Source organism: Aeromonas genomosp. paramedia (genome assembly GCF_023093515.1).
GTDB lineage: Bacteria > Pseudomonadota > Gammaproteobacteria > Enterobacterales > Aeromonadaceae > Aeromonas.
Genome location: NZ_JAAROG010000001.1, coordinates 335755 through 355631, shown reverse-complemented (window position 1 = coordinate 355631; position 19877 = coordinate 335755). Strand labels below are relative to the sequence as shown.

General features: G+C 61.6%; 18 protein-coding genes and 1 tRNA gene. 7 read left to right on the top strand and 12 right to left on the bottom strand.

From position 1 onward, the window contains the following. Positions 1 to 327 precede the first annotated feature (327 nt). The 6 genes from purH to HB860_RS01765 all read left to right on the top strand — a co-directional run bounded on the left by purH (position 328) and on the right by HB860_RS01765 (position 8053). Positions 328 to 1920: a bifunctional phosphoribosylaminoimidazolecarboxamide formyltransferase/IMP cyclohydrolase gene (purH, locus tag HB860_RS01790; protein ID WP_139434039.1), complete on the top strand. Its 1593-nt coding sequence runs from the start codon at positions 328 to 330 to the stop codon at positions 1918 to 1920. 102 nt (positions 1921 to 2022) lie between these two features. Continuing rightward, positions 2023 to 3312, top strand: a complete 1290-nt coding sequence (gene purD, locus HB860_RS01785; protein ID WP_247625554.1) for a phosphoribosylamine--glycine ligase — start codon at positions 2023 to 2025, stop codon at positions 3310 to 3312. Positions 3313 to 3671: 359 nt separating this feature from the next. After that, on the top strand, positions 3672 to 4046 hold the full coding sequence (locus HB860_RS01780; RefSeq protein WP_025328232.1) for a cytochrome b562: 375 nt from the start codon (positions 3672 to 3674) through the stop codon (positions 4044 to 4046). Next, positions 4027 to 4581, top strand: coding sequence for a cytochrome b/b6 domain-containing protein (locus HB860_RS01775; RefSeq protein WP_247625553.1), 555 nt, complete (start codon positions 4027 to 4029; stop codon positions 4579 to 4581). Before HB860_RS01780 ends, HB860_RS01775 begins: the two co-directional genes overlap by 20 nt. A gap of 288 nt (positions 4582 to 4869) precedes the next feature. Further along, positions 4870 to 7446, top strand: a complete 2577-nt coding sequence (locus HB860_RS01770) for an alpha amylase C-terminal domain-containing protein (protein ID WP_247625552.1) — start codon at positions 4870 to 4872, stop codon at positions 7444 to 7446. 136 nt (positions 7447 to 7582) lie between these two features. After that, complete coding sequence (locus tag HB860_RS01765; RefSeq protein WP_247625551.1) at positions 7583 to 8053, top strand: tetratricopeptide repeat protein; 471 nt, start codon at positions 7583 to 7585, stop codon at positions 8051 to 8053. Positions 8054 to 8101: 48 nt separating this feature from the next. Here the strand turns inward: HB860_RS01765 and HB860_RS01760 are convergent. From HB860_RS01760 to rpsU, 5 genes are all read right to left on the bottom strand, one after another. Further along, positions 8102 to 8178: transfer RNA gene (locus HB860_RS01760), tRNA-Ile, on the bottom strand. A gap of 178 nt (positions 8179 to 8356) precedes the next feature. Then, a complete protein-coding gene (gene rpoD, locus HB860_RS01755; protein WP_289976629.1) occupies positions 8357 to 10252 on the bottom strand; it encodes an RNA polymerase sigma factor RpoD in 1896 nt (631 codons plus the stop codon). Between the two features lie 183 nt (positions 10253 to 10435). After that, the gene (dnaG, locus tag HB860_RS01750) at positions 10436 to 12223 is read right to left on the bottom strand and encodes a DNA primase (protein WP_247625550.1); all 1788 of its coding nucleotides are present in this window, start codon (positions 12221 to 12223) and stop codon (positions 10436 to 10438) included. 88 nt (positions 12224 to 12311) lie between these two features. Beyond that, positions 12312 to 12755 (bottom strand): GatB/YqeY domain-containing protein, encoded by a 444-nt coding sequence (locus HB860_RS01745; protein WP_202047197.1) that lies wholly within the window; start codon positions 12753 to 12755, stop codon positions 12312 to 12314. Between the two features lie 15 nt (positions 12756 to 12770). Next, positions 12771 to 12986 (bottom strand): 30S ribosomal protein S21, encoded by a 216-nt coding sequence (gene rpsU, locus HB860_RS01740; RefSeq protein ID WP_005309452.1) that lies wholly within the window; start codon positions 12984 to 12986, stop codon positions 12771 to 12773. A 179-nt stretch (positions 12987 to 13165) separates the two neighbouring features. Between rpsU and tsaD the strand changes: the two genes are divergently transcribed. Then, positions 13166 to 14179 carry a tRNA (adenosine(37)-N6)-threonylcarbamoyltransferase complex transferase subunit TsaD gene (gene tsaD, locus HB860_RS01735; protein ID WP_043131995.1) on the top strand — a complete coding sequence of 338 codons (1014 nt, stop codon included), beginning with the start codon at positions 13166 to 13168 and terminating at the stop codon, positions 14177 to 14179. Positions 14180 to 14266: 87 nt separating this feature from the next. Here tsaD and rpoS read toward each other — a convergent pair whose 3' ends face one another. From rpoS to ispF, 7 genes are read right to left on the bottom strand one after another with little or no spacing between them, the layout of a single operon-like run. Further along, positions 14267 to 15250 (bottom strand): RNA polymerase sigma factor RpoS, encoded by a 984-nt coding sequence (rpoS, locus tag HB860_RS01730; protein ID WP_043131996.1) that lies wholly within the window; start codon positions 15248 to 15250, stop codon positions 14267 to 14269. 46 nt (positions 15251 to 15296) lie between these two features. Beyond that, positions 15297 to 16361: a LysM peptidoglycan-binding domain-containing protein gene (locus HB860_RS01725; protein WP_247625549.1), complete on the bottom strand. Its 1065-nt coding sequence runs from the start codon at positions 16359 to 16361 to the stop codon at positions 15297 to 15299. A gap of 9 nt (positions 16362 to 16370) precedes the next feature. After that, on the bottom strand, positions 16371 to 16952 hold the full coding sequence (locus tag HB860_RS01720; protein WP_162519102.1) for a YqaA family protein: 582 nt from the start codon (positions 16950 to 16952) through the stop codon (positions 16371 to 16373). Further along, a complete protein-coding gene (locus tag HB860_RS01715) occupies positions 16949 to 17566 on the bottom strand; it encodes a protein-L-isoaspartate(D-aspartate) O-methyltransferase (protein ID WP_005332743.1) in 618 nt (205 codons plus the stop codon). Before HB860_RS01715 ends, HB860_RS01720 begins: the two co-directional genes overlap by 4 nt. A gap of 4 nt (positions 17567 to 17570) precedes the next feature. Next, positions 17571 to 18332 carry a 5'/3'-nucleotidase SurE gene (gene surE, locus HB860_RS01710; protein WP_205642448.1) on the bottom strand — a complete coding sequence of 254 codons (762 nt, stop codon included), beginning with the start codon at positions 18330 to 18332 and terminating at the stop codon, positions 17571 to 17573. Beyond that, on the bottom strand, positions 18313 to 19371 hold the full coding sequence (truD, locus tag HB860_RS01705) for a tRNA pseudouridine(13) synthase TruD (protein WP_247625599.1): 1059 nt from the start codon (positions 19369 to 19371) through the stop codon (positions 18313 to 18315). The genes surE and truD overlap by 20 nt, the downstream gene beginning before the upstream one ends. After that, positions 19371 to 19847, bottom strand: a complete 477-nt coding sequence (gene ispF / locus HB860_RS01700; protein ID WP_247625548.1) for a 2-C-methyl-D-erythritol 2,4-cyclodiphosphate synthase — start codon at positions 19845 to 19847, stop codon at positions 19371 to 19373. The genes truD and ispF overlap by 1 nt, the downstream gene beginning before the upstream one ends. Between the last annotated feature and the right edge of the window lie 30 nt (positions 19848 to 19877).

Here is a 19877-nt window from a genome sequence, read left to right as displayed (position 1 = left end):
GACAACCCCGGCGATCCCGCCCCTTGGCCCTCAAAACACTGAAAAGACAAACGTTTCACAAAAAATCACCAGAAAACGTTTAACACCGCACCACACAAGGCTTTGTCTCTTTAAAAAATCCACCACAGCTCACATTTTTTGTGTAGAATACGCGCCCACAAGAGAGCGTCGCGTCAAGCGGGCATTTCCTAAAACGCTTTTGCCAACCCCCGGCTCGCCGGGCGAGAGTGGTTTGCGAAATCCCCCACTTCCATTTATTTGGGGACTCTCTGTGTTGAGCCTCGCCTCCCATGGAACGGTCCCCGTTATGCTGAGGACGATAGTGTGATGGAACAAGCTCGACCCATTCGCCGTGCGCTGCTGAGTGTGTCTGACAAGACTGGCATCCTGGAATTTGCCAAGGCACTCAACGAGCGTGGCGTGGCCCTGCTCTCCACCGGTGGAACCGCCAAGCTGCTGGCCGACGCGGGCCTGCCGGTGACCGAGGTCTCCGACTACACCGGCTTCCCCGAGATGATGGACGGCCGGGTCAAGACCCTGCACCCCAAGGTGCACGGTGGCATCCTCGGCCGCCGCGACCGGGATGACGCCATCATGGCCCAGCACGCTATCTCCCCCATCGACATGGTCGTCGTCAACCTCTATCCCTTCGCCGCCACCGTGGCCAAGCCCGGTTGCACCCTGGAAGACGCCGTCGAGAACATCGACATCGGCGGCCCGACCATGGTTCGCTCCGCCGCCAAGAACCACAAGGACGTCACCATAGTCGTCAAGGCGGCCGATTACGGCCGGGTGATCGCCGAGATGGATGGCAACGGCAACAGCCTGACCCTGGCTACCCGCTTCGATCTCGCCATCGCCGCCTTCGAGCACACCGCCGCCTACGACGGCATGATAGCCAACTACTTCGGCACCCTGGTCCCCTCCTACGGTGACAACAAGGAGGGTGACGCCGAGTCCCGCTTCCCGCGCACCTTCAACGCCCAGTTCATCAAGAAGCAGGACATGCGCTACGGCGAGAACAGCCACCAGGCTGCCGCCTTCTACGCCGAAGAGCAGGCCGCACCGGGCTCGGTGGCAAGCGCCATCCAGCTGCAGGGCAAGGCGCTCTCCTACAACAACATCGCCGACACAGACGCGGCGCTGGAGTGCGTGAAGGAGTTCGCCGAGCCGGCCTGCGTCATCGTCAAGCACGCCAACCCCTGTGGCGTTGCCATCGGTGACGACCTGCTGGGTGCCTACGATCGCGCCTACCAGACCGACCCCACCTCCGCCTTTGGCGGCATCATCGCCTTCAACCGCGAGCTGGATGGTGCCACCGCGGCGGCTATCGTCGCCCGTCAGTTCGTCGAGGTGATCATAGCCCCCAGCATCAGCCAGGCGGCCCGCGAGGCGGTGGCGGCCAAGCAGAACGTGCGTCTGCTCGAGTGCGGCCAGTGGACTGCCCCGGCCCAGGGCTTTGACCTCAAGCGCGTCAACGGCGGCCTGCTGGTGCAGGAGCGGGATCACGGCATGGTCACCCTGGGGGATCTCACCGTGGTCAGCCAGCGTCAGCCCACCGAGGCCGAACTCAAGGACCTGCTGTTCTGCTGGAAGGTCGCCAAGTTCGTCAAGTCCAACGCCATCGTCTACGCCAAAGACGGCCAGACCATAGGCGTGGGTGCCGGTCAGATGAGCCGGGTCTACTCCGCCAAGATCGCCGGCATCAAGGCCGAGGATGAAGGGCTGACCGTCGCGGGCTCTGTCATGGCCTCCGACGCCTTCTTCCCGTTCCGCGACGGCATAGATGCCGCCGCTGCCGCGGGCATCTCCTGCGTCATCCAGCCAGGTGGCTCCATGCGTGACAACGAGGTGATCGAGGCCGCCAACGAGCACGGCATGTGCATGGTGTTCACCAACATGCGCCATTTCCGTCACTGATGAGTCAGGGCCGCCACTGGCGGCCCTTTTGTTGTCTCTTTTCAACTGACTATTTTCAACCGCAGCCCCAGGCGGTTATCACAAATAGAAGCGAGCGATACGATGAAAGTACTGATCATTGGCAACGGCGGCCGTGAGCACGCCCTGGCCTGGAAGGCCAAGCAATCCCCCATGGTGACCCGGGTGTTCGTCGCCCCCGGCAATGCCGGCACCGCCCACGAGGGCAGCATAGAGAACGTCGCCATCGAGGCGACCGACATCCAGGCCCTGCTGGCCTTCGCCAAGGCCCAGCAGATCGGTCTCACCATAGTCGGGCCGGAAGCGCCCCTGGTGAAAGGGGTGGTGGATGCCTTCCGTGCCGAAGGGCTCGCCATCTTCGGCCCGACCGCCGCAGCCGCCCAGCTGGAGGGCTCCAAGGCCTTCGCCAAGGACTTCCTGGCGCGCCACGCCATCCCCACCGCCGAGTACCAGAACTTCACCGAGGTGGAGCCGGCGCTGGCCTACCTGCGCGAGAAGGGTGCCCCCATCGTCATCAAGGCTGACGGTCTGGCGGCAGGCAAGGGCGTCATCGTCGCCATGATCCTCGAAGAGGCGGAAGCGGCAGTGCGCGACATGCTCTCCGGCAATGCCTTCGGCGACGCCGGTGCCCGTGTGGTGATCGAGGAGTTCCTGGACGGGGAAGAGGCGAGCTTCATCGTCATGGTGGACGGCGAGCACGTGCTGCCCATGGCCACCAGCCAGGATCACAAGCGAGTCGGCGACGGCGACACCGGCCTCAACACTGGCGGCATGGGGGCCTACTCCCCGGCGCCCGTGGTGACAGATGCGGTGCATCAAAAAGTGATGGAGCAGGTGATCATGCCGACAGTGCGCGGCATGGCGGCCGAGGGCAACGTCTACACCGGCTTCCTCTACGCCGGCCTGATGATCGATGCCCAGGGCAACCCCAAGGTGATCGAGTTCAACTGCCGCTTCGGCGACCCCGAGACCCAGCCCATCATGCTGCGGATGCGCTCCGATCTGGTGGAGCTCTGCCTGGCCGCCTGTGCCGGCAAGCTGGATCAGGTCGAAGCCATCTATGATCCCCGCGTCGCCATCGGCGTGGTGCTGGCGGCGGGCGGTTACCCCGGTGACTACCAGCAGGGCAAGCCCATCAGCGGCCTGCCGGTGGAAGAGGCGAGCGGCGAGAAGGTATTCCATGCCGGCTCCCAGCTGGCGGGAGACACCATAGTCACCGCCGGTGGCCGCGTGCTGTGCGCCACCGCGCTGGGCCACACCGTCGCCGAGGCGCAGCAACGCGCCTACCAGCTGGCGGGTCGCATCCAGTGGGACGGTGTCTTCTACCGCAAGGACATCGGCTGGCGTGCCATCGAGCGCGAGCAGGCCAAATAAAGGCCGCCTCCCCCACCGAACACAAGGGCCTGCGGGCCCTTTTTGCTGCCCGGGCCACCGGGGACCGCCCTGCAGGTTTCAGGCTTCCTCCCCAGCCCGGCATGGGGGTGGCAAGGCGGCATCCATCCCCTTGACACCGCTCGCCGCCTCGGGTCCACGGCCCCGGGTTGCCGCCCTGCTTCCGCCCCCGGTTCATCCTCTTCTGACTACATATGTACAGCACAATGCACACATTTCGTCACAATTGGTCGCACTTTCCCCATACAATTGCCCCGCTTTCATGGCATCATGCTGTATGATACCGCACTCAAATGAGTGCCATAAGAACCTGCAATCTCGTCGTCTCATAAGGAAATCCCATGTTGAAAACTGTGCGTCCCCTGCTGCTGCCCCTGATGTTTGGCCTGATGACCCTGCCCGCCATGGCCGGCGATCTGGAGCAGCCGATGAAGAAGATCGGCTTCAACTACAAGCAGGCCGTCAAGGCAGATGATGCGGCCACCATGGAGAAACACATCAAGGAGATGAAGGCTCAGCTCGATGTGGCCAAGGAGAGAAACATGCCAGCTGCCAAGAAGGAGAAGTTCCTCGAGGGCATGAACAAGGTGCAGAGCGAGCTGGATGCCAGCCTGGCGGCCCTGCAGGCCGGTGATCAGGAGAAGGCCCAGGCCCACCTGGCCAAGGTCAACGACCTGAAGAAGGAGTACCACCAATATGCCAAGCAGAAAGGCTGATCCCTTCCACTGGGATGGTCTGGTCCGCCTCACCCACTGGGGTGTGGCAGCGGTCTGCATCGGCAACCTCTGGCTCAACGAGGCGGGCGAGGAGTGGCATGAGTGGCTGGGCTATGGCGCCATGGCCCTGATCGGCTTGCGCCTGCTGTGGGGGCTCACCCTGGCACGGGGCCATGCCCGCCTGAGCGCTCTGATCCCGAGCCGGGACGATTTCCGCCAGCAGGCGGTGGCGCTGCGCGAGCGCGCCCCCGCGGCGCCCGGCCATCACGGCAGCGGCAAGCTGGCGGTCTGGGCACTCTGGCTGCTGGTGCTGGCGACCGCCGGCAGCGGCTGGTTCCAGAACACAGAGACCGGCTTCGAGCTGGGGGCAGACGACTGGCACGAATGGTGTACCTGGGCGCTGCAGGCCATGATAGCCCTGCACCTGGGCGCCATCGTCTACACCTCCTGGCGTCAGCGCAGCAACCTGGTGACCCGCATGCTGCCCCGCCGCCGGCGCAGGGTGTCGCAGCACCAGCAGGAACCCCATTCCTGAAGCAGACGGGCACCACTGTGCCCGTCTTCCTGTCCCGCCGGTCCGGCCGCAAGACCACCTCTTACTGGCGGCCGCACCGGTTTACCCCCCTCAACGGCGTGACGCCTCCCCCCTCTTTTGCCTCGCCGCCATGAAAGCATTTTCATTCACACTTCTTAACTAATCCCGGCTGTACGATTTTCAATCTCCTCGATTTCATGAATGCTACAGAGCCGAACGAGGTTGTTTGTGGTCCGTTCGACATGATGACAGTGAGACGTCAATAACAAGATCGAAGGGAAAATCGTCATGCACAACACAGTGTTTCGAACCGCCGTGCTCGCCGCGGTGCTGGGCTCATTCAGCCACACAGCCACCGCCGAAGGGGTCATGGTCCACCTGTTCCAATGGAAGTTCAACGACATCGCCAATGAGTGCGAGACAGTGCTCGGTCCCAAGGGATTCGGCGGTGTCCAGATCACCCCGCCCGCCGAGCACAAGCAGGGGAGCCAGGTCTGGTGGACCGTCTACCAGCCAGTCAGCTTCAAGAACTTCAACAGCTTCGGTGGCAGCGAGGCGGAACTGAGGAGCATGATCACCCGCTGCAACGCGGCCGGGGTCAAGGTCTATGCGGACGCCGTCTTCAACCAGCTGGCCTCGGGCACCGGAACCGCCACCGGCGGCGGCAGCTACAACTCGGGGCAGTATCAGTATCCCCAGTTCGGCTACAACGACTTCCACCACAGCGGTGACATCACCAACTACGGCGACAGCAACAACGTCTGGAACGGCGCCCTCTACGGCATGCCGGATCTCAATACCGGCTATCCCTACGTGCAGGATCAGATAGCCACCTACATGAAGACCCTGCTGGGTTGGGGCGTGGCGGGCTTTCGTATCGATGCGGCCAAGCACATGGCTCCCGGCGAGGTGAAGGCCATTCTCGACAAGGCGGGCAGCCCCAAGGCCTATCTGGAGGTGATAGGTGCCGGGGGAGAGTCGGCGGACATCCAGCCGGGTCGCTACACCTATATCGATACCGTCACCGACTTCAAATACGGCACCGATCTCGCTGCCAACTTCAACGGCCAGATCAAGAACCTCAAGACCCTCGGCGAGAGCTGGGGCCTGCTCCCCTCCAGCAAGGCCTTCGTCTTCGTGGTCAACCACGACCGCGAACGCGGCCACGGCGGTGGCGGCATGCTCACCTTCATGAGCGGTGCCCGCTATGAGCTGGCCAACACCTTCATGATGGCCTGGCCCTATGGCTGGAAGCAGGTGATGTCGGGCTATCGCTTCGAGAACATGGGTACCTATGAAACCGACAAGGGGGCGCCGGGCAGCACGCCCTGCACAGACGGCCAGTGGAACTGCGAGCAGCGTCGCCCGACCATCATGAATATGGCCCTGTTCCACAACAGGACCGAAGGCCAGCCGGTCAGCAACTGGTGGGACAACGGCAACAACCAGATAGCCTTCGGCCGCGGTGACAAGGGCTTCGTCGCCATCAACAACGAGAGCGGCAGCCTGGTGGCCTCGGTGCAGACCGGTCTGCCGGCGGGCGAGTACTGCAACCTCCTCGGCGGCAATGACTACTGCAGCGGGGGCTATGTCACCGTCGACGGCAGCGGCAAGGCCAGCCTGAACGTGCCCGCCATGAAGGCGGCCGCCATCATCGCCGGCTGTACCAAGACCAGCCCCTGTGGCGGCAGCGCCCTGCCGGGCAACAAGTTCAGCAGCATGAACCTGCGCGGCACCCACAATGCCTGGGGCAATACCCCCATGGCAGTCGATGCCAACCGTGTCTGGTCCGCCACCCTGACCCTGACCGGCAGCGGTGACGCCACCGGCGCCCAGCGCTTCAAGTTCGACGTCTTCGGCAACTGGACCGAGAACTACGGCGACAACGAAGGGGACGGCATCGCCGACAAAGGCAGCAGCAAGGATATCCTGGTCAGCGGGGCGGGCACCTACCGCATCACCCTGAGCGAGAGCGATCTGCGCTATACGGTGACCCCCCTCGCCAGCAACCAGGCACCGGTCGCCGCCCTCTCGCCCAAGGTCCTCAGCGTCAAGACGGGAGAGAGCGTGGTGTTCGATGGCTCCGCCTCCACCGATGATGAAGGCGTGGCAAGCTACAGCTGGTCCACCGGCGGCAGCGCCCCCACTGAGACAGTCCAGTTCGATACCCCGGGCACCCATGTTGTCACCCTGACAGTCACCGATACCGAGGGGCTGACCGCCAGTGCCAGCGCCACTGTGACAGTCACCGACAGCAACGGTGCCTACAACAGCGTGCTGCCCACCCTGCACCTGCGTGGCACCCCCAATGCCTGGGGATCCCTTGCCATGACGCTGGTTGCCGACAATCAGTGGGAGGCATTGGCCACCTTCGACGGCCAGGCCAACCAGCGCTTCAAGTTCGACGTCAAGGGTGACTGGACCCAGAACTATGGCGACACCAACAAGGATGGCGTGGCCGAGCTGGGGGGCGCCGACATACTGACCCCGGTCAGCGGCCAGTACCGGGTGCGCTTCAACGACCTGACCCTGCAATACAGCCTGACCCCGGTCAGCGTCGCCTATGCTAGGAATGTCGCCAGCCTCAACATTCGCGGCACCACCAACAACTGGGGCACCACCCCCATGACACTGGTGGGGGATCACCAGTGGCAGGCCGGCGTCACCTTCACCGGCAGCGGGGATGGCAACGGCGGCCAGCGCTTCAAGTTCGACGTCAAGGGTGACTGGACCCAGAACTACGGTGACACCAACAAGGACGGCGTGGCCGAGCTGGCCGGAGCCGACATCACCACAGCGGCGGTCGGCGCCTATGTGGTGCGCTTCAACGACCAGACACTGGCCTACAGCCTGAGCGCCCAATAGGGCTGGACACACGCCCAGGGCATTCTGAACCAGGCCTCCCGCCATCGGCGGGAGGCCTTTTTCATGGCCCCATGACCGGTTCCCCGCCAGCCCGTCGGCAGGCATACTGATCCTTCATCCCCACGCAGGAGCGCATATGAAACTATTGGAAACCCTCAAGGCCGAGGGACGGATCGAAGAAGCCCGCCAGCACGGCCTGCTGCAACTCATCGAGCACCCGCAACACGCCGAACTGCATTATGAAGTGGCCAGCCTGCACGACATGCAGGGGCGCGAGGCCCAGGCCATCCCCCTCTACCAGAAGGCCATCACGCTGGGGCTGGGTGAGGCCTCCTTGCGCGGCGCCTGGCTCGGCCTTGGCAGCTCCTATCGCTGCACCGGGCAATATGCCGAGGCGCTGGCCACTTTCGACGAGGCCCTGGCCCGCTTTCCGGATGCCACCGAGTTCAGGGTGTTCCGTGCCATGACCAGCTACAACCTGGGGCGCCACAAGGAGGGGATGGAGACCTTGCTGGGGGTGCTGGCCGAGACGACCGCAGATCCTGCCCTCGTCCCCTACAGGCGCGCCATGGCACTCTACGCCGCCGACCTGGACCGGCGCTGGTGAACGCCAGAAACGACAAAGCCGCTCATGATGAGCGGCTTTGTCTGAATGTGGTGGCCCCTGCCCGACTTGAACGGGCGACCAATCGATTATGAGTCGACTGCTCTAACCAACTGAGCTAAGGGGCCAGAATCTTGGTTTTGCGGCGTGGATTATAGGGGATGTGGGATAAGCCGTCCATAGTCAGATCAACCACTTGGCGAGTTTTTGTCCACTAATCCGCTAATCTTTTGCACTCAGGCTGCCGGATAAAACAAAGCCCCGCATGGCGGGGCTTTTGAGACAAGTTCAGGCGGTGCCTCAGGACTATTCGTCCAGGAAGCTGCGCAGCACTTCCGAGCGGCTCGGGTGGCGCAGTTTGCGCAGTGCCTTGGCTTCGATCTGACGAATACGCTCACGGGTGACGTCGAACTGCTTGCCCACTTCCTCGAGGGTGTGGTCAGTGTTCATGTCGATCCCGAAACGCATCCGCAGCACCTTGGCTTCGCGGGCGGTCAGACCGGCCAGCACTTCGCGGGTGGCGTTGCGCAGGCTCTCGCTGGTGGCCGCATCCGCCGGCAGGGCGAGCGTGGTATCTTCGATAAAGTCGCCCAAGTGGGAGTCTTCATCATCACCGATGGGAGTCTCCATGGAGATGGGCTCCTTGGCGATCTTCAGTACCTTGCGGATCTTGTCTTCCGGCATGCCCATGCGCATGGCCAGCTCTTCCGGGTTCGGTTCACGACCCATCTCCTGCAGCATCTGACGGGAGATACGGTTGAGCTTGTTGATGGTCTCGATCATGTGCACCGGGATACGGATGGTACGGGCCTGATCCGCGATTGAGCGGGTAATGGCCTGACGGATCCACCAGGTGGCATAGGTCGAGAACTTATAGCCACGACGGTATTCAAACTTGTCCACCGCCTTCATCAGACCTATGTTGCCCTCCTGGATCAGATCCAGGAACTGCAGACCACGGTTGGTGTACTTCTTGGCGATGGAGATAACCAGACGCAAGTTGGCCTCGACCATCTCTTTCTTCGCTCGGCGGGCCTTGGCCTCACCAATGCTCATGCGACGGTTGATGTCCTTGATCTGGGCGATGGACAGACCGGTCTCTTCTTCGATCTGCTGCAGCTTGCCGATGGAACGCAGCACTTCTTCGTCCATCTCGAGCAGACGGGGAGACCAGGCCTTGCCAGCCTGCTTCTGGTATTCAAACCAGGCAGTCTCGCACTCGTTGTTGGTGAAGGCAGCGACGAAGGTCTTCTTCGGCATCTTGGCCTGCTCAACGCAGAGCTTCATGATGATGCGTTCCTGCACGCGAACCCGCTCCATCATCTCCCGCATGTTGTTGACCAGGCGATCGAACTGCTTGGGCATCAGGCGGAATTGACGGAACACATCGGCCAGCTGGGCGATGGCAGCCTGGGTGTCGTCGTGGGCGCGACCATTCTTCTGGATGGAGAGACGGGTGACTTCGTACTGGGCACGCAGCTCGCCGAACTTCTCGCGGGCGACTTCCGGATCCGGACCACCGTCCCCGTCGTCGTCGGAGCTGTCGCCGTCTTCGTCTTCATCCTCGTCTTCATCTTCGTCTTCGTCAGCGAGATCGTCTTCACTGAGTTCGGAGCCGATGTGGGTGGCGGTCGGCGCCACGTCGTCCGCTTCGTTCGGATCGATAAAGCCGGAGATGATGTCGGACAGACGCAGTTGCTCGGCTTCGTACTTGTCGTACTGTTCGAGCAGGTAAGTGATGGCTTCAGGGTACTCGGCAACGGAGCTTTGTACCTGATTGATACCGTCCTCGATCCGTTTGGCGATGTCGATTTCGCCTTCACGGGTCAGCAGTTCGACGGTACCCATTTCCCGCATGTACATGCGGACGGGATCGGTCGTGCGACCAATCTCAGATTCAACAGATGCCAGAGCCTGGGCCGCTGCTTCGGCAGCGTCCTCATCGGCGGTACCACCTTCGGCCATGATCAGATCATCGGCGTCCGGGGCGTTTTCCACTACCTGGATACCCATATCGTTGATCATCTGGATGATGTCTTCGATCTGGTCAGAGTCGACAATGTCTTGCGGGAGGTGATCGTTCACCTCGGCATAGGTCAGGTAGCCCTGTTCTTTACCTTTGGCAACGAGGAGTTTAAGCTGAGACTGCGGGGTTTGCTCCATAGAACTCATCCGGTTGGTGTTGCTAGGTTGCGCGTACAGTGCGCTGCTGCGCAAATAGCCAATTCTAATAGAAAACCGCCAGACATGCTATGTCTGGTTGCGGCGTCGGTCATGAGAAACCCCTGCCCGCAGTATTGTCGGGGCCAGGCGGTTATAAAATGTTTGCTTTTAATCCCGTCGATTCGGGCAACGGTATTCATATTGGGACTAATCACTCAAATATCAAGCCCCGCTCTCATTTCTTTTCTCAATCTGTACCTCTCTGATCAGCATCATCAGCTCCTGTGTTTCCTCAGAGCTTAGCCCTTCCTGAGCCACCTTGGCCTGCAATTCTTCGATTCGTTGCTTCAGAAACTGGTTGATGAAACCGACGAAGGTATCCTGCAATTCTCCCAGAATATCCGGCTCCTGGTCGAGCTTGATCTCTTCAAACAGGTCGTGCATGGCCAGCTGAGCCAGGATTTCCCCCTCCTTGGTGCCGCGCCAGTGCTCCAGCAGGATGCCGGTAGTGATCCCTGGCTGAGTCAGGATCTGCTGATGCAGCTGCAACAGGAACTTGATGCCCTGCACCCTCAGCCCAGCCAGTTCCGGCATGGCCGGCAGTTCGGCCGTCACCGCCGGATATTGCACCATCAGAGCCAGTGCCCGGCGAATGGGGGTCAGTTTGGCGGCCTTGGGCTTGCTGACTTCGCCCTTGGGCTGGCTATTGCGGGCAAACAGCTCGGCGATCCGCTGCTTGTTCTCCCCCCAGCGCATCATGCTGGAGAGCCGGGTGATCAATCCTTCCCGGGTAAAGCCCTCCGGCACGCGACGGATCAGTTCGGCAGCCTTGTTGGCCACTTCAAACTTGCCCGCCTCGCCAGAGAGGGCGGCATCACGCCCGAGACGCTCGAACATGAAATCGGCGAAGGGCTGGGCCTCGTCCAGCAAGGCCTCAAACCCCTCCTTGCCGATCTGGCGGACCAGAGAATCGGGATCCTCCCCATCGGGCAGGAACACGAATTTGAGTTCGCGCCCGTCCTGCAGATGGGAGAGTGCGTTGTCCAGCGCCCGCCAGGCTGCCTCACGACCGGCGTTGTCGCCATCGTAACAGCAGACCACCTCGGCCGTGGTGCGAAACAGGGTGTGGATATGGTCGCTGGTAGTGGCGGTGCCCAGCGCGGCCACCGCATAGTCGATGTCGTACTGACCGAGCGCCACCACATCCATGTAGCCTTCCACCACCAGGATCCGGCGAGGATCCTTGTGTGTCTGCTTCACCTCGTAGAGGCCAAACAGTTCACGTCCCTTGTGGAAGATGGGGGTTTCAGGGGAGTTCAGGTACTTGGGAGTGCCATCCCCCAGCACCCGGCCACCGAAGCCGATGACCCGACCCCGCTTGTCGCGGATGGGGAACATGATGCGATCACGGAAGCGATCATAGCTGCCAGGGCCGCTGTCTCGGGGGATCAACATGCCGCCGGAGATAAGCAACTGCTCGTGATCCCGGCTGGTCCCGAAACGGCGCCTCACCTGATCCCAGTCTCCCGGGGCATAGCCTATGTTGAAGCGCTTGACCACTTCCCCGGTCAGGCCACGCCCTTTGAGGTACTCCACCGCATGGGGAGCGCTCTTCAGGTTGCTTTCGTAGAAGCGGGCGATCTGGTTCATCAGCTCAAAGAGATCCTTGCTGACGGCGGGTTGGGCACTGCCAGAACCGCCCAGGCTCTGCTCGCGAGGCACCTGCATGCCTTGCATGCTGGCGAGCTCTTCGATGGCGTCCGGGAATTCGAGTCCGTCGTACTCCATGACAAAGCCGATGGCATTGCCGTGAGCACCGCAACCGAAGCAGTGGTAGAACTGCTTCTCCTGACTGACGGTGAAAGAGGGGCTTTTTTCGTTATGAAAAGGACAACAAGCCTGATAGTTCTTGCCAGCCTTCTTCAGCCGCACTCGCGAGTCGATCAGCTCGACTATGTCTGTGCGTACGAGCAGATCATCGATAAAGGATTGTGGGATCCTGCCTGCCATAACCGTCCTGTTTCACTGCAGAGAAAATAAAAAAGCCGCGCATTCACAGGGAAGCACGGCTTCTTTCGACTAACAAGAGAAATGCCTGTTACGCCAAGCGGGTTTTCACCTGAGCACTGACGGCGCCGACATCGGCACGCCCCTGAATTTTCGGCTTCAAGACAGCCATGACTTTGCCCATGTCCGCCATGACGGCAGCCCCACTTTCGGTGATGGCTTGCTCGATCAACACGGCAATTTCCTCTGCGGTCAGCTGTTGCGGCAGGAATTCCTGCAGCACCAGGATCTCGGCGGACTCTTTGTCGGCAAGATCCTGACGACCGGCAGCTTCAAATTGGCTGATGGAATCACGGCGCTGTTTGACCATCTTGGTCACGACAGCGAGGATATCCTCATCATTGAGCTCGACACGGGTATCGACTTCACGCTGCTTGATTTCTGCCATCAACAAACGGATCGCTCCCAAGCGGGCCTTGTCTTTGGCCAGCATGGCGAGTTTTTGTTGATCCTTGAGTCGATCCTTCAGAGACACGGCATGATCCCCCGATTAGTACAGGCGGATACGACGTGCGTTTTCGCGGGACAGCTTCTTGGCGTGACGCTTGACGGCAGACGCTTTGGCACGCTTGCGAATGGTAGTCGGCTTCTCGTAGAACTCACGGCTACGAACTTCAGACAGGATACCGGCCTTTTCGCAAGAACGCTTGAAGCGACGCAGAGCAACGTCAAACGGCTCATTTTCACGGACTTTGATTACTGGCATGTGCCTTTCACCTCAGTGATATATGGTTAGCTGACCTTCAATCGATCAGCATGTCTTAAAATGGTGCGAAATTATACTCTGGACAGGGAATGAAAGTAAACCCGCAGAGATCGCTCTGGTTTAAAAAACCCGCGAAGGTTACCATAGCCGTCTCATTTTAGCAGTGAAATTTTTTAGCAATGCGTGTATTGGGCATAGAGACATCCTGTGACGAAACCGGGATCGCGATCTTCGACGATCAAAAAGGGATCCTTTCCCACCAGTTGTACAGCCAGGTCAAGCTGCATGCGGACTACGGTGGCGTCGTCCCCGAGCTCGCCAGCCGGGATCACGTCCGCAAGACGATCCCCCTGATCCAGGCCGCATTGCAAGAGGCGGGACTGGGTAAAGATGACATCGACGGCATCGCCTACACTGCGGGACCGGGTCTGGTTGGCGCCATCCTGGTGGGGGCGACCATAGGCCGCTCCCTCGCCATGGCCTGGGGTAAACCCGCCGTGGCGGTGCACCATATGGAGGGCCACCTGCTGGCCCCCATGCTGGAGGAGCGGGCCCCCGAGTTCCCCTTCGTGGCGCTGCTGGTCTCCGGCGGTCACTCCATGCTGGTGCGGGTCGACGGTATCGGCAGCTATCAGCTGCTGGGAGAATCCATCGACGATGCCGCCGGCGAGGCCTTCGACAAGACCGCCAAGCTGATGGGACTGGACTACCCGGGCGGTCCCCTGCTCTCCCGTCTGGCCGAGAAAGGAACCACGGGACGCTTCACCTTCCCCCGCCCCATGACCGACAGACCCGGCCTCGACATGAGCTTCTCCGGCCTCAAGACCTTTGCCGCCAACACCATAGCCGCCAACGGTGACGATGAGCAGACTCGTGCCGATATCGCCCGGGCGTTTGAGGATGCTGTGGTCGACACCCTGGCCATCAAGTGCCGCCGCGCCTTGAAAGAGACCGGGCTCAAGCGCCTGGTGGTGGCCGGGGGCGTCAGCGCCAACCGTCATCTGCGCGCCCAGCTGGCCGAGCTGATGGAGAGCCTCAAGGGCGAGGTGTTCTATCCGCGCACCGAGTATTGCACCGACAACGGCGCCATGATCGCCTATGCCGGCATGCAACGCCTCAAGGCAGGCGTGTTCGAGCCGCTGGTCGTCAAGGCGGTGCCGCGCTGGCCGCTGGATACCCTGGATCCCGTGTGATCCCAAGGATCCTCTCGCAATGAAAAAGGGGCCTCTGGCCCCTTTGTTGTGTCTGCCCTCGGCATAACAGCCGTCGGCTGATTCGGGTCAATTGGTTCTAAACAGGGCCTCGATGGAGAGCCCCTGTCCCAGCAGGATCTCCCGCAGGCGGCGCAATCCCTCGACCTGGATCTGGCGCACCCGCTCCCGGGTCAGACCAATCTCGGCCCCCACGTCTTCGAGCGTCGCCGGCTCGTAACCGAGCAGGCCGAAGCGGCGAGCCAGCACCTCACGCTGCTTGGGATTCAGCTCTTCCAACCAGTGCACTATGCTGCTGCGCATGTCATCCTCCTGGGACTCCAGCTCTGGCCCCATGCCTCGCTCATCGGACAGCACGTCGAGCAGGGCCTTGTCGCGATCGCCGCCGATGGGGGTATCCACCGAGGTGATCTTCTCGTTGAGCTTGAGCATGCGGTTCACATCGTCGACCGAGCGATCCAGCGCGAAGGCGATGTCTTCGGCGGTGGGTTCATGGTCGAGACGATGGGAGAGTTCGCGCGCGGTGCGCAGATAGACGTTCAGCTCCTTGACCACATGGATCGGCAACCGGATGGTGCGGGTCTGGTTCATGATGGCCCGCTCTATGGTCTGGCGGATCCACCAGGTGGCATAGGTGGAGAAACGGAAGCCGCGCTCCGGATCGAACTTCTCGACCGCGCGGATGAGACCGAGGTTGCCCTCTTCGATGAGATCCAGCAGCACCAAGCCGCGGTTGTTGTAGCGCCGGGCAATCTTGACCACCAGGCGCAGGTTGGATTCGATCATGCGCTTGCGCGCGGCTTTGTCACCGCGCAGGGCACGACGGGCGTAATAGACTTCCTCTTCGGCGGTGAGCAGGGGGGAGAAGCCGATCTCCCCCAGATAGAGCTGGGTGGCGTCCATCACCTTGTTCAGTTCCGGCACCATGAGCTCATCGGAGATGGTCTCCTCAGCCTCGGCGGCAACCTCCTGAACCTCTTCTTCCTCCTGGGCCTCCAGCTCTTCGTCGAACTCTAACTCTGCATCCTGCATTACCAGTTGTTCTTGGCTCATGATATGTCTCCCTGACCTGAACCAGAGTAAGACCTAGCTCTCTGGGTTAACGCTTTGGCAAATAGCCCATCGGGTTGATTGACTTGCCTTTGTACCGGATTTCAAAGTGCAAGCGCACATCCGGCGCATCCGTGCTACCCATGTTGGCGATAACGGCTCCGCCTTTGACGGAGTCTCCCTCCCTGACCCTCAACTCGTCGTTGTGGGCGTAAGCAGAGAGATAGTCATCGTTGTGCTTGAGAATAATCAGCTTGCCGTAACCCCTGAGTGCACTGCCCGCGTAGACCACTTTGCCGCCGCTGGCGGCGTAAACGGGCTGGCCCTTCTGGCCGGAGATGTCGATGCCCTTGTTGCCCTGTTCCGCAACGGAGAAGCCTTCGACTATCCGTCCCTTAGCTGGCCAATGCCAGGAGAGAGTTGACTGGGAACTGATGTTTTTTTGTTCTTTCGCCTGAGCGTATGCTGTTGACGATGCAGGAGCAATCGTTTTCTGAGCAATAAACGGGGTGGTCGTACCTGCCGGTGCCGTCGCCATGGGTTTGGGCCCTGAGCTGGTCACCGACGGAGTGGTCGCCGCCACCATCTGGCCGCCTGCCACCGCACTCGCCCCCACGTTGAGCACCTGGCCAACATGGAGCGAATAGGGTGCCTGCAGGTTGTTGCGCTGTGCCAGCGTCTGATTGGAGACATTGAACTGGCGGCCTATGCTGCTCAGGGTATCGCCACGGCGCACCTCATAGGTGCCGTTGCCGCTTGTGACAGGACGGCTCATCGCCATGCCGGTGCTGACCACGGCGCCGGAAGAGCCATCCAGCCTGAGCTGCTGGCCCGGATAGATGTTGTAGGGGGGGCTGATCCCGTTGAGGCTGACGAGGGAGGCGACATCCATGCCCGAACGGAATGCGATGGAGTACAGGGTATCCCCCTTCACCACTGTGTAACTGCCACCCTGCATGCCCGAATTGGCCATGTTTTGACGAGTCGGGATGGTCGAGGCAATGGGGTCATTGCCGAGACTCTGTACCGGGGCAGCAGTCTTGCTGGAAGAGCAGGCAAGCAGTAGCCATGACAACACGACGACACTACTTCCTTGCCAAACACGCGAACGCATAGTGGATCCTTAACGACTAAACCAGAAATAGGCCGCAATGGCCAAACCAATACAGAGCCAACCGAGCACATCCACATAGTGCATCAGCTTGCGCTCCATCTTCTCACCCCCCCATCGCATCAGGCCCGCGACCAGGAAGAAGCGCATGCCACGACCGATGAGGGAGGTCACGATAAATGGCAGTAGCGCCATATGAAGCAAGCCGGCCGTGACGGTAAACACCTTGTAGGGGATCGGCGTGAAACTGGCAATAAAAATCACCCAGATCCCCCACTGCGTGAACCACTGCTCGGCCAGCGCCATCTTGTCTTCATAGCCGACGGAGACCACCAGCGGCTGGACCACGGGCTCCCACAGGGCATAGCCAAGGGCATAACCAAACAGCGCCCCCAGCACAGAGAAGAGGGTTGCCAACCCGGCGTAGTGCCACGCCTTGTGCGGCTTGGCGAGCGCCATGGGGGCCAGCATCACGTCCACCGGGATCGGCCAGAACACCGACTCGATAAAGGCGGTGATGGAGAGATACCAGGGGGCGTGCTTGTGGCGGGCCCACTGCATCACCAGTACGTACAAACGGGAAAACAACTTCACTCCACATCTCCGTCAATCAGGGGGACAAAACGCACCGGCTCCAGGATCCGGCTGGTCAGCTGGGAGCCGGATCGCTCGATCAGCTGCAGAGTCTGCTGGCTATCCCCCACCGGCAGCACCAGACGCCCCCCTTCGGCCAGCTGATCGGTCAGGGCCTTGGGCACCTCGCTCGCCGCGGCCGTCACCAGGATGGCATCGAACGGTCCCTTGTTGGGCCAGCCCAGCCAGCCATTGCCGTGCTTGGCCGAGACATTGTGCAGGTCGAGCTGGCGCAGCCGGCGCCGGGCCTGGAACTGCAGCGACTTGATCCGCTCCACCGTGTAGACATGCTCCACCAGATGGGCCAGCACTGCGGTCTGATAGCCGGAGCCAGTGCCGATCTCCAGCACATGGGCCGGATCGTTCTGGATCAGCAACTCTGTCATCCGCGCCACTATGTAGGGCTGGGAGATGGTCTGGCCGTGGCCGATGGGCAGGGCCGTGTTGTCCCAGGCCTTGTGGGCCATGGCTTCATCCACAAACAGCTGGCGTGGCACTTTCGCAATCGCCGCGAGCACGCGGAAATCACGAATGTCCTGGGCAATCAGTTGATTCAACAGGCGCTGTACTATCACAACGTCATCCCTGCAGATCCAGCCAGGCACCCAGACTCGCCAGACTGTCATAGGCAGTCATGTCGATGGTCAACGGGGTGATGGAGACATAACCCTGCTCGATGGCGGCGAAATCCGTGCCGTCTCCCGCATCCTGCTGGCTGCCGGGGGGGCCTATCCAGTAGATGGGCTGGCCACGGGGATCCTCGCTGCGGATCACCGACTCGGCGGGATGGCGGTTGCCAAGGCGGGTCACCCTGATCCCCTTGATCTGTTCGAGGGGCAGGTCAGGCACGTTGACGTTGAGGATCCGATCGGCAGGCAGGGGATGTTTCATCAGCCCCTCCACCAGCAGGACCGCATAGTGGGCCGCCGTGGCGAAATGGGTCTTGCCCACTAGAGAAATTGCGATGGAGGGGAAGCCGAGGTGGCGCCCCTCGGTGGCCGCCGCGACCGTACCCGAGTAGATGACATCGTCCCCCAGGTTGGCGCCGTGGTTGATCCCGGCCACCACCATGTCCGGCTCCGGGCGCACCAGCTCGTTGACCGCCAGGTGCACGCAGTCGGTCGGGGTACCCTTCACCGCATAGCTCTCGCTGCCATTAAAGCCGGTTTCGCCAAGGCGTGTAACCCGCAGCGGCACTTCCAGCGTCAGGGAGTGACTCGCGCCGCTGCGGTTGCGATCCGGCGCCACCACAATGACTTCGCCGCAGGCAGTCAACGCCTCGCTGAGGGCACGAATGCCCTCGGCATGTACTCCATCGTCATTACTGACCAGAATTCGCATCGGTTGGGTTCCTGAAACCGTGATCGGCCTCTTCGGCCTGCATTAACTCGCGCACCACGCTGGTGGCAAAGGCACCGGCCGGCAGGAAGAAGGAGAGGGTCAGCACCTCGCCATCCTGCTGCCAGCTCATCTGCTCCGGCTTGAGCAGCAGCGGACGCCTGTCCTGATCCAGTCCGGCCTTCTCCAGCCCGTCACACCATTCGGCGTAAGGAGCCAGCACCGCCTGTTCAAACTCGGCGGCGGCACCCTGGCTCGCCAGCCGGCCACGGCCCCACTGGGGAGCGGTGAGCTGCACGTCGCCGGAGGCGAGGCGCGCCTCCAGCTCGGGAGTCAGCACCTCTTCACTGAAGATGGAGTGGCTGCCCCTCAGCATCACGCAGTCACCGGCCAGCAGCTGGTGTGCCAGCCCCTGCTCGATGCGGGCGCTGACGATGGCGTTGAACAGCATGCTGCGGGCGGCGGAGAGATAGAGGGAGCGCTTGTTGCGATCCTTGATCCGCTTGCCGGCAAACATCGCCTTGGCGGCCTCCAGGTTGTTGCCATCCCGGCCAAAGCGCTGCTCGCCGTAGTAATTGGGCACGCCCTGAGTGGCGATGGCCTGCAGCCGGGCTTCCAGATCGCCCGCCTGTTCCAGACCGGTGAGGCGCAGGGTGAAGTGGTTGCCCTTGAGGTAGCCAACCCGCAGCTTTTTGTTGTGGCGTTTGGCCTGCAGGATCTGGATGCTGTCGCTCTGGATGACAGAGAGATCCGGTTCGCCCTTGCCCGGCAGATGAATGCCGAACCACTGCTCGGTCACCGCGTGGCGATCCTTGAGACCCGCCCAGGTCACCGCATTGCGGTTGACGCCGGCCGCATCGGCCAGCAGGCCCGCGACCCAGGCGGTGTTTTCGCCGGTTTTGCGCACCCGCACGAAGATGTGCTCCCCCTCCCCGCAGGGTTCGAAGCCGAGATCTTCATTCACCACGAAGTCGGCGGCCTCGGCCTTGAGGATGCCGCGGGCAGTGGGCGCCCCGTGCAGATAGCTCAGCTGTTCCAGCATCATTGTTTCACCAGTAAGACGACGGCTTCGGTGGCGATCCCTTCCTTGCGCCCCGTAAACCCGAGTTGTTCTGTGGTGGTCGCCTTGACATTCACCCGGTTCAAATCACATTGCAGATCGGCTGCCAGCACGGCGCACATGGCCGCGATATGGGGCGCCATCTTGGGGGCCTGGGCGATGATGGTCACATCCAGGTTGCCGATGACGTAGCCAGCCTGCTGTACCCGGGCAAAGACGTTCCGCAGCAGGATGCGGCTGTCGATCCCCTTGAACTCGGCCGCAGTATCGGGAAAGTGGCGGCCGATGTCGCCGGCACCGATGGCACCGAGCAGGGCATCGCTCACCGCGTGCAGCACCACGTCGCCATCGGAGTGGGCCAGCAGGCCCTGCTCATAGGGTACCGGGACGCCACCCAGCATGCAGGGGCCAACCCCGCCAAACTTGTGCACGTCAAAACCATGTCCAATTCGCATCATGCCTGCTCCCCCCTCAATACACAGAAATCT